2 protein-coding genes are annotated in these 1,362 nt (G+C 59.0%); both read left to right on the top strand.

Going from position 1 to position 1,362, the window contains the following annotated elements:
• Positions 1–500: 500 nt before the first annotated feature.
• Positions 501–767: a type II toxin-antitoxin system ParD family antitoxin gene (locus tag LB547_RS32245; RefSeq protein WP_140664881.1), complete on the top strand. Its 267-nt coding sequence runs from the start codon at positions 501–503 to the stop codon at positions 765–767.
• Between the two features lie 3 nt (positions 768–770).
• Positions 771–1,082 carry a type II toxin-antitoxin system RelE/ParE family toxin gene (locus LB547_RS32240; protein ID WP_140664883.1) on the top strand — a complete coding sequence of 104 codons (312 nt, stop codon included), beginning with the start codon at positions 771–773 and terminating at the stop codon, positions 1,080–1,082.
• Positions 1,083–1,362 lie beyond the last annotated feature (280 nt).

The raw sequence follows: 1,362 nt of genomic DNA, 5'->3' as shown, positions 1-1,362 counted from the left end.
ATTTGAGAACCCTCATCACAGCCCAGCAAACACCCAAAGCCGACGCCCAAGGTCAAAAACAAATCCCGCAAAACCAAACACAATCCGCCCGCCAAAGCCAAGCCAAAGCGACCAGGGCCAAGCCTCGGTCGTTCCATGCCTCGGGGCCAAGACGAGCTCTCAGCTCGCGCGGCGGAAAATTGGGCTTCCCAGAGCCGAGGCCAGCCTCGAAAATGCAAAATGGATTCAGCCGGCAGGATTCCATCCCAGCCGGCTTCAGCGCCAGCTGTCCCGGCGGGATCGCGAGGAGCAGATCCCACCTATCGGCTGCAGGCGCGATCCCCGATCGCGACGGCCCGACCGAGGCGATATCTCGGTTATGCCGAATCAAGCGATCCGAACCTGTCTGCGAGACAATCGGACCAAAATGCAGGTTGGTCGACGTCGGTCGAAATTGCTAATATCTGACATCTATTGCTAAATCCATGCCGTGATCCCATGTCTCTTTCCGGGAGGTTGTCATGCCCAACTACGCTCTGAACGACCACTATGAGCGCTTCATCAGGAAACAGCTCGAATCAGGTCGCTACAACAATGCCAGCGAGGTTGTCCGCGCCGGCCTGCGCATGCTCGAGGATTTCGAGGCGGAGCGGGAAAGATGGCTGCGCGTGGAAATTCCGGGGCGCCTGGCCGAGCTCCAGCAGGATCCAGCTAAAGGAATCCCGGCCGAGGCGGTTTTTTCTCGGCTGGAGGCGCGCCATCGCGCGAAACAGGCGAAAGCCAAGTAGGGGATGGACTATCGGATCGTCTTTCATCCCGCCGCACAAGCCGAACTCGAACGGCTCTATGACGACATAGCCGAGCGCGCATCGCCGGCGATCGCCTGGAATTTCGTCGCGGGTATTCAAGACCATTGTCTCGGTCTATCGACTTTTCCACAGCGTGGCGCCGAGCGGCGCGAGATCATGCCCGGACTGCGGATCATCGGCTACCGACGGGCGGTCAGCATTGCCTTTGCGGTCGAGGGCGAGCAGGTGCTGATCCTGGGCATCTTCTACGCAGGCCGGAACATCACACCGGAATTGCTGGAGGATCGCCGCTGAAAGCCGCTCGGGCAAGGTCCGCAGCCGTCGGGCGGACAGCGATTTTCAAAGCGAGGCATACGGTCCGAAGCGAGTATCCCAGGCGCGACTAAGCGCAAAAAGCGATGTGGAAACTCAGCCTAGTCAACTCACGAATTTCGACCCTGCGGATATCTCCACCAGAAATCGAAAAAACTTCTTGGATCGGTGTTGACAGTTTGTCGGGGTGGCGACTATATACGCCTCACGAACGAGGGCGGTGCGCCGCTGGCGACGAAGAAGTTTGCTTCTAAGACTGCCC

The organism is Mesorhizobium sp. B264B1B, from assembly GCF_020165765.1.
Lineage (GTDB): Bacteria > Pseudomonadota > Alphaproteobacteria > Rhizobiales > Rhizobiaceae > Mesorhizobium.
This window is presented reverse-complemented; position numbering and strand designations above follow the sequence as displayed.

What these genes read in the sequence shown, in the direction of transcription:
- LB547_RS32245 (WP_140664881.1), top strand. Translation starts at nt 501, where the DNA reads ATGCCCAACTACGCTCTGAACGACCACTATGAGCGCTTCATCAGGAAA.
- LB547_RS32240 (WP_140664883.1), top strand. Translation starts at nt 771, where the DNA reads ATGGACTATCGGATCGTCTTTCATCCCGCCGCACAAGCCGAACTCGAA.